The sequence below is a fragment of the uncultured Shimia sp. genome (assembly GCF_913054185.1).
Classification (GTDB): domain Bacteria; phylum Pseudomonadota; class Alphaproteobacteria; order Rhodobacterales; family Rhodobacteraceae; genus Shimia.
This window is the reverse complement of sequence record NZ_CAJXIV010000006.1, coordinates 65637-72885: the sequence shown is the minus strand read 5'-3', so window position 1 is coordinate 72885 and position 7249 is coordinate 65637. Positions and strand designations below refer to the sequence as shown.

The window sequence follows — 7249 nt, the reverse complement described above, 5'->3', positions numbered from 1 at the left end:
CGGTGGCGCATTATTTGCGCGAAAACCGCCTGTTGACGGCAGAAAATGCCAATGGTTTTATCCCGGGCGAAGCTGCCGCCGCCATCCTTTGCGCCCCCGGAAAAGCCGCGCATTTTGCCTTAACTGGGCTTGGCCTCACTCGAGAGAAGGCCTTTCTCTACAACGGATTGGACGAAGACGGACTTGATCTGCCATTGCGCGCAGATGGCATGACACAAGCCTATCGGGACGCTTTGGATATGTCCGCTCTACAGGATTTTGGCCGAATAGATTTCCGCCTGACCGATGTCTCAGGTGAGCATTACTTTTTCAAACAAAGCGCGTTGGCAATGCAGCGCACCATGCGCCTACATCGCGATCCGCAACCCATCTGGAGCCCGGCAGATTGCTTGGGCAACATCGGTGCTGCTTTTGTACCCTTGATGGTAGCCTGGGGATTGGAAGCTTTTGAAAAAGGCTATGCAGATGGCCACCGTATTATGATCGAAGGCTCCGGCGATGATGGCGCTTGCGGCACCGCAATCTTTCAAACGCCCGACCGGGGAGACGTTCGTCGGAGGGATGCCGCATGACCGTTTTTGCCAACAGTCTCGAAGTCAGCTGTAAGGCGCAGGCCAACAAAGTCATCGCAGCCACCCCTGACGTCTGCATGACCCCCCCCGAAAATCCGGCAACCCCGCCCGGCGTTCCCGTTCCCTATCCAAATTTTGGATCAGATGGAGACACCGACAAAGGCACTGGATCAGTCAAAATTGGCGGCAAAACCGTCAATCAAAAAAACTCTTCATACTTCAGCAAGACCACCGGGGACGAGGCCGGCTGCGCCGCCAAAAAAGGTGTGATCAGTTCTAAAAACACCGGCAAAGCTTACTCTCAAGCCTATTCTATGAATGTGAAAGCGGAAGGCAAAAACGTCACCCGTTTTTCCGACATCCAGACCGACAACCACGGCTCCCCGCCCAACACGCCGCCTTGGCCCAAAGTCGGACAACCCCATGTGCCGGGAAGTCCTGATCCCTGTGAAAGCGAAAAACGAAAAGTGGCGGAGGCCTGCGAAGGCAAGACACAGGACGAAGTCTGCGAAAGTACCGGCCTGGACAAGAAAGTTGGCGAAAGGGCCAAGGAGATTGGCACCCGTGACGGCTACAACACAACAATTTCCACCGACGAAGGCGATTTCAAAGACAATGCAGACGTCATTGGAATTTCCGACAAGGCCCAGCAAAATGATTGTTTGGCCGCTTTGGCCTGTCAACTGCCGCCCTACGGCGGCTCTGGCACCAACAATTGTCCTTGTCCGGGGCAAACCGGCCACCACGTGGTGCCGGCCTCTGCTTTCTTTAACAAAGGCCGTGGCGAAAACCCTAAGCCAGACGAAAAACCTCTCAGCATCTTCAGCCGTTTGGCCAATCCGGATTGGCCACCGGGCAAATCCGCGCCGCCTTATGCAGCGGCTGACGCGCCTTGTGTTTGTGCGGAAGGGTGTTCGAACACCACCGGGTCTCACGGCATGATGCACACGGAAATGAGCGCATTTGTCTCCGCAAACTCCAGTTCCAGCGGCGTTGGCGTCATCACGTCTCAATCTCCAGGGCGCAAAACCATCCAAATTCAGGAAATGGAGACCTGTTCCTATGAAGATATGCGCGACGAAGCGATCCGATCAATGGACGTCGTCTTTCCACTCTCGGATTGTTCTCCGGCCTGTTTGCAAGCGCAGTTGGATTCCTATCACTGCGACGAATTAGGCATGCCACCGTCGCGCCAACTGAGAGGCGAGCGCTGCGGTAAGAGCAGCAAGGTTGAAAGCGCGGCTATGGCTTATACGCGAGAAAGAGCCCAGATGCTGCGCGGTTCATAACACTGGAAAGAGAAGACATGCGGCCTTTCTTTAACAAGATGTCCCTAACCCGTGCGGCGGTGCAGAGTGACGACATGGCGTGTATGGCCTTGGTCATGGATGCGTTTGCCTATCAGTTTGAGGATCCACACGCTGCCATCTACACCCTCACTCCAGCACTTGGCACTGAACTGTCTTTTGTGGACTTTGAGGTCTCAGATCTCACTTGGGCGCGTGACGGAAGGCGCGTCGTCGCAATTGGCCATTACGGAGAAGCTGTTGTTTTTGAGGACGGAACAGCCGGGCCATTAGAGACAATCAACGGCACTGAAAATCCCGTTCGCGGTGTGGCAGAAGTCGACAACGACGTTGTTGCCTGTGGCGGCAACCTCGCCGCATACCGCAGAAATGAGGATGGCACCTGGACAGAATTTGGCCCCGGCCCCGAACTCCAGGTAGAGTTTCCTCAAAATCATCTTGAAGCCATAGATGGCTTTGCCAAAGATGAAATTTATGCGGCTGGTCGGGACGGTGTCATCTGGTGGTTTGACGGCACAGTCTGGTCGCCCGTGCAATGCGCCACAAATCTGGCGTTCACCTGCGTACACTGTGCGGAAGATGGCTATGTTTATGCCGGTGGCATGACTGGAATAGTTGCCAAAGGCCGACGCGATGAATTTTTGGTGTCAGCCCCCCCCGCACCATTGCAGGATATCTGGGGAATTTTAGAATTTCAGGGGGTAATCTACTGCGCCATGATGCGGGCCTTGATGACCTGGAACGATGAAGACGGGCTGGCCCCAGCACTCGAAGCGATGACGCTAGCAAGCTCATTTTATAACCTCGGACGTGGCCCTCAGAAAATGTGGAGTCTTGGTGACAAGGATGTACTCACATTTGACGGCGCCTCGTGGACGCGCATCAATCAAGTTGGTGTTGCGTAAACCAAACTTCACGCCTCGACCTTCGACTCCAGAAACTCCCGCACCGCCACCAAGTCCAATTCGCGCACACGCATGTTGGCGGCTTCCGGCTGCAACATCCGCAGCAGAAACAACTCGCCCGCCTCCGGAAACTCTTCATACCGCTCCTGCGCAATTTTCAGCCCGTGTTCTCCGGCCACACGCATCGCAGCCAGATGCGCCTCAAGCCGTTCGATCAATCGATCCAGCCGCTCTTCATCCATATCGGGATTTTCATCCGGGTTCAGCAGATACCAATCATAGGTCACCCACAGATGCGCGGCCTCCTCGGCATGTTGGCGCACAATGTCTTTGAGAACCGGCACAGACATCAGTTGAGGTTTACCGAGGCACCCCGAATACGGTTTGACCCCGAAGCCTGACTCACCAGATGTTTGCCGCGAATGGTGATATGGCCATCCGCCTCCATCACAATTGCCGATTTCCCGACACGCAACTCGATACGCTGCTCCGCCGTCACCGTGACCGTCTGGCCATCGCTGATCACCTGCATCGGGGGGGGCTCCGGCGCCTTTACCGGGTCCACAATGCGCCCCACGATCAAGGGCCGATCAAGTGCACCGTCCTCAAAGAGCAGGGCGACCTCGCCGCCTGCATCTTTGGGGGAAAGTTGGCACAGGCTGCGCGCTGTTAGGGCCGCATCTGCCGGGTTTCCTGGAAACACCACCAGCGGTTTGCCATCCTCAAAGCCAAGCAGCAGTCCAATCACCACGCCATCCACATGCGTGTCTGCGTGCTCTTGTTGGGCCTTTGTCTGTGGGGGCTTCACGTCCAAAACGCGCAACTCCTTTCGCTGTCCATTCCGCGCCTAATCTGTCGGATCGGACCTCACTCAAAACACTTCTCAAAATCAGCGTTATGATAGCACAGTGACCAAGTTTGAGTCGATGCCCAGCGCTGAACTGCCTGTGGCAAACCCATATGGCGTTGTGCCTGGGCTGCAAGATTTTACAAGAATCGTCCCACTGGCTAGGCTTATCTTGATTTCAGCCAAAGGAGTGATCCATTGCGAAAGACCTTTTTTCTGACACTGTCTTTGTTACTTTCTCTCACGCTGACCACGCCCTCTCAGGCTCAGGAACACACCACAGGTCAACTCTCTGTAGAGCTCAACAAGTTGGAAGCTGGCGAAACCACCTGCCAGGCCTTCTTCCTGTTTCGCAACGACACAGGCATGAGCTTTGAGGCCTTGGAGCTGTCCTTTGCCATTCTGGACACAGGTGGGATCATTAACCAGTTGCTCACCGTGGACGCAGCCCCAATTCCAGTGGCGCGCACCACACTCAAGCTGTTCGAATTCCCTGACATTGCCTGCCCCCAAATTGGCGAGCTGCTGCTGCATGACATTCCTGCATGCACACCACAGAACGCCGAGCCGCGCGACTGCTATCCTTTGGTCACCCTTTCAAGCCGGGCCGCGGTGCCGCTGATCAAATGACCGCCATATCTGATCTGGGCACCGCCTTACCCGTGCTCTTGCTGCTGGGTTTGCTGTCTGTGTTGTCGATTGCAATTTTTCTGGCCCGCTTGTTGAAACTGGGCCTGCGCGCCAAGGGATCACAAGCGCGGGCCGACTGGCTGGTCTCACTGGAAACAGGCAAAATTGGCACCCCGCCAAAAGGCCAAAGCGCGGCAGACCACATCGCCGAAACGGCGGCTGAGCGCCTGCAACTCGAACAAAGCGGTCCTCATGTGGCAGATGCGCTGCACCCTTTGGCACAACGCGAGGTGATACGCCTGTTCACCGGCATTCGTTTGTTAGAATTGATTGGCATGATCGCTCCTTTGCTCGGCCTTTTGGGTACAGTTCTGGGGATGATCCAGTCCTTTCGGTCACTGGAGCTTGCCGAAGGGGCAGCAAATGCGTCCATTCTTGCAGGCGGGATTTGGCAAGCGCTTTTGACCACCGCGGCTGGGCTGATCGTCGCCATTCCTGCGCTTGCAGAGGCCGCTTGGCTCACCGCGCGCGCCGAAACAGAAACGCAGGAAATCGAGACCGTTTTGGCTGGGGTTCGACTCGCGTCCAATCCCAAATTTGCTTCAACATCCTCTCTAGAGTCGCAAAAATGACTCTTATCCGCCCACAGACCATGCGCGGTCGCATCTCTCTGGTGCCTTTGATTGACGTGCTGTTTATTCTGCTGGTCTATTTCATGGTGACTTCGGTTTATCTGGATCTAGACATGATCCCCGTGACCCGAAAGGCTGATTTTCCACCCACGAGCCCCCAGGCAGGCGCCGTAAGTGAAGGCACACGCGTTCTTCTCCGGATCACCAGAGATGGCGACTTAATCCTGCGCGGCCTTCAGCTTAACGAAGCAAACCAGACCAGCGCTCTGTCCGCCTTGGCCTCAGAAGTGCCACCGCCACAGGTCCTGATCTTGCCCTCAGGTGCCGCCCCGCTTTTTGCCTTGACCAATGCTCTGGATGCGTTCGCATCGGCGGGGCTAACCGACATGCGCGTTGTGCGGATTGAGGGCCGCCCATGACTCACCTTTTGTCACCCCCGCCCCCCTGTCAAACCAGTCTGAGCCGCCCACAGCGTCGCACACCATCAGAACCCATCATTGCCTTAATTGACGTTGTCTTTTTTCTGCTGGTTTTTTTCATGTTGGTGGCGCGGCTGGATGCCTCTGCGCCCTTTGAAGTCATCCCGCCCAATGCCACATCCGGACGCGACATGCCTGGCGGCGGTGTCACAGTCTCGATCGCTCGCGATGGGCGGATTGCAGTCAATGGCACCGCGTATGACGCTGAGGCATGGTTGGCAAAAACAAAGCAGGCTGCCCAGCGCGATCAAGCTACAATTCTACGCGTGAATGCCCACCGCACAACGCCTCTGCGGTTTGTTTTGCCGGTCACCGAGGCATTGGACGCGGCGGCAATTGGAGAGGTGGTTCTGGTGGTGACACCATGAGCCTGCGGATGGTCCTTGCCACTTTCGGTTCGCTTGTGCTGCACGGCGGGGCCGCCACTTTGGGTTTGGCGCTTGTGGTGTCCACACCGGTCCCCCAACAAGGCATACCCGACAGCAGCCTGAACCTCGCGGCCATACGGGTGCCACAGTCAGACGCCCTCCCGGCGGCACCTGACGCGCAACACCTGGAGGCCGATAAATTACTCGCAGTCGCAGCTCCGTCGCTCTCTTCGCGCGATGCCGTACAGTCTTCGCACATTGTTGCAAGGACGAAGCTCCCCTCGTCGAACCTCAAGAGCGCAGCAACTCCCGCAACACGGCTCACAGGTACCAAAGTCTCCTCACCCACGCACGTCGCGCTGTCCACTGGGAATTCCCCTATATCCCCGATGTCAACTGACGCAACGCCAGCGCAAGCGGAACCTCTGGTCAGCCAACACGTAACCGCAACCCCGCAAGCCTTCTCCAGCCACGTTGCGGCGGACTTGCAAGAACTCAAACTAAACACTGCAAAGCCTGCCTCACTGCCCATCCATTCAACAGCGCCTACCAGCCCACAGTATTCAGCGCAAAAGCCTGCTGCGCCGCGTGTTGCCGCGACCTTTGACTGGAATGCTGCGTCCACTTTTGATGCAGCCAGTCTGGACACTGTCGCAGCCTTTCTGCGACCGGAGTCTTCCGCCGGCCAAAACATGCGTGACACACTGGCGGCAGCCCTCAAGGCGCCGGAATGTGCACGGGTGCAAACCGCCTTTGATCCGGATACCGGCACATTGGCATTGCAAGGCCATCTGCGTGACGAAGATCAACGCGCGCCGCTTTTGGCAACCCTGTCAGGGCAACTCGGAGACAGTCTGCCGCTCAAAGATCACCTGCTGATACTGCCCGCGCCGCAGTGCACTATTCTGGCGTCTCTTGACCAACTGGATCTGCCGCAATCCGAAGAGCAATTCACCGATCCGATGTTAGTGGGGGACTCTGCACAGGTACAAACTTATGGCTTTGTTGCGGGGCAGCGCCTTATCATCGACCTTGAGGCACCGGATTACCCCGCCTTTGTTTACCTTGACTACTTTGACGCCAACGGAGACGTGATCCATTTGGTGCCAAGTGCGCAACGCCCACTCCAAGCTTATGACGCGGCCACGCTGTTTTCAATCGGGCGTCCTGATCCGGACACCGGCGCGCCGCCAGCGCTGGTTTTGGAAATTTCACCGCCATTTGGCCAGGACATCGCGGTTGCATACGCCGCCAGCCATCCACTTTATGACGGAGTACGCCCGTTTGTTGAGCCCGCCGCCGCGTATTTGACATTTCTTCAGGACCGGATTGCACAGGTTCGCAGCACCCATGACGGCTTTCGCGGGGAATGGGCCTACCTTTTTGTGGCTACACGTCAAAAGCGAAACTGACGCAGACACGGAACGCTTTGAAACGTTTTGAAAATTGCTGTGCGCAGCCAAACTTGCTCGAATCATAATCTTCTGTGATGCTGAATGGGTTTTAAGA

The 7249-nt window shown here is 56.5% G+C and carries 9 protein-coding genes and 1 pseudogene; 8 read left to right on the top strand and 2 right to left on the bottom strand.

Annotated features, from left to right (window positions below):
- The 3 genes and pseudogenes from QZ517_RS02660 to QZ517_RS02650 all read left to right on the top strand — a co-directional run.
- Nucleotides 1-572, top strand: a pseudogene (locus QZ517_RS02660) (3-oxoacyl-ACP synthase); the annotation flags it as partial.
- Nucleotides 569-1861: a PAAR-like domain-containing protein gene (locus QZ517_RS02655; RefSeq protein ID WP_294221670.1), complete on the top strand. Its 1293-nt coding sequence runs from the start codon at nucleotides 569-571 to the stop codon at nucleotides 1859-1861. The pseudogene QZ517_RS02660 and the gene QZ517_RS02655, both read left to right, overlap by 4 nt.
- Nucleotides 1862-1878: 17 nt before the next feature.
- Nucleotides 1879-2784: a hypothetical protein gene (locus QZ517_RS02650; RefSeq protein WP_294221667.1), complete on the top strand. Its 906-nt coding sequence runs from the start codon at nucleotides 1879-1881 to the stop codon at nucleotides 2782-2784.
- Between the two features lie 8 nt (nucleotides 2785-2792).
- Here QZ517_RS02650 and QZ517_RS02645 read toward each other — a convergent pair whose 3' ends face one another.
- Both QZ517_RS02645 and QZ517_RS02640 read right to left on the bottom strand, forming a co-directional pair.
- On the bottom strand, nucleotides 2793-3134 hold the full coding sequence (locus tag QZ517_RS02645) for a hypothetical protein (protein WP_294221664.1): 342 nt from the start codon (nucleotides 3132-3134) through the stop codon (nucleotides 2793-2795).
- Nucleotides 3134-3592 (bottom strand): DUF6484 domain-containing protein, encoded by a 459-nt coding sequence (locus QZ517_RS02640; protein WP_294221673.1) that lies wholly within the window; start codon nucleotides 3590-3592, stop codon nucleotides 3134-3136. The genes QZ517_RS02645 and QZ517_RS02640 overlap by 1 nt, the downstream gene beginning before the upstream one ends.
- A 237-nt stretch (nucleotides 3593-3829) precedes the next feature.
- On the opposite strand from QZ517_RS02640, the gene QZ517_RS02635 reads away from it, so the two are divergent.
- From QZ517_RS02635 to QZ517_RS02615, 5 genes are read left to right on the top strand one after another with little or no spacing between them, the layout of a single operon-like run.
- A complete protein-coding gene (locus QZ517_RS02635; RefSeq protein WP_294221662.1) occupies nucleotides 3830-4261 on the top strand; it encodes a hypothetical protein in 432 nt (143 codons plus the stop codon).
- Entirely contained in the window at nucleotides 4258-4893 is a 636-nt protein-coding gene (locus tag QZ517_RS02630) for a MotA/TolQ/ExbB proton channel family protein (RefSeq protein ID WP_294221659.1), read from the top strand. The genes QZ517_RS02635 and QZ517_RS02630 overlap by 4 nt, the downstream gene beginning before the upstream one ends.
- Nucleotides 4890-5312, top strand: a complete 423-nt coding sequence (locus tag QZ517_RS02625) for a biopolymer transporter ExbD (protein ID WP_294221656.1) — start codon at nucleotides 4890-4892, stop codon at nucleotides 5310-5312. Before QZ517_RS02630 ends, QZ517_RS02625 begins: the two co-directional genes overlap by 4 nt.
- Nucleotides 5309-5740 carry a biopolymer transporter ExbD gene (locus QZ517_RS02620; RefSeq protein ID WP_294221655.1) on the top strand — a complete coding sequence of 144 codons (432 nt, stop codon included), beginning with the start codon at nucleotides 5309-5311 and terminating at the stop codon, nucleotides 5738-5740. The genes QZ517_RS02625 and QZ517_RS02620 overlap by 4 nt, the downstream gene beginning before the upstream one ends.
- Complete coding sequence (locus QZ517_RS02615) at nucleotides 5737-7152, top strand: DUF4384 domain-containing protein (protein WP_294221652.1); 1416 nt, start codon at nucleotides 5737-5739, stop codon at nucleotides 7150-7152. Before QZ517_RS02620 ends, QZ517_RS02615 begins: the two co-directional genes overlap by 4 nt.
- The last annotated feature ends 97 nt before the right edge of the window (nucleotides 7153-7249 follow it).

Excerpts from the sequence above, each read along its gene's own strand:
- QZ517_RS02650 (WP_294221667.1), top strand. The coding sequence starts at position 1,879 with ATGCGGCCTTTCTTTAACAAGATGTCCCTAACCCGTGCGGCGGTGCAG.
- QZ517_RS02625 (WP_294221656.1), top strand. The coding sequence starts at position 4,890 with ATGACTCTTATCCGCCCACAGACCATGCGCGGTCGCATCTCTCTGGTG.
- QZ517_RS02630 (WP_294221659.1), top strand. The coding sequence starts at position 4,258 with ATGACCGCCATATCTGATCTGGGCACCGCCTTACCCGTGCTCTTGCTG.
- QZ517_RS02655 (WP_294221670.1), top strand. The coding sequence starts at position 569 with ATGACCGTTTTTGCCAACAGTCTCGAAGTCAGCTGTAAGGCGCAGGCC.
- QZ517_RS02615 (WP_294221652.1), top strand. The coding sequence starts at position 5,737 with ATGAGCCTGCGGATGGTCCTTGCCACTTTCGGTTCGCTTGTGCTGCAC.
- QZ517_RS02645 (WP_294221664.1), bottom strand. The coding sequence starts at position 3,134 with ATGTCTGTGCCGGTTCTCAAAGACATTGTGCGCCAACATGCCGAGGAG.
- QZ517_RS02620 (WP_294221655.1), top strand. The coding sequence starts at position 5,309 with ATGACTCACCTTTTGTCACCCCCGCCCCCCTGTCAAACCAGTCTGAGC.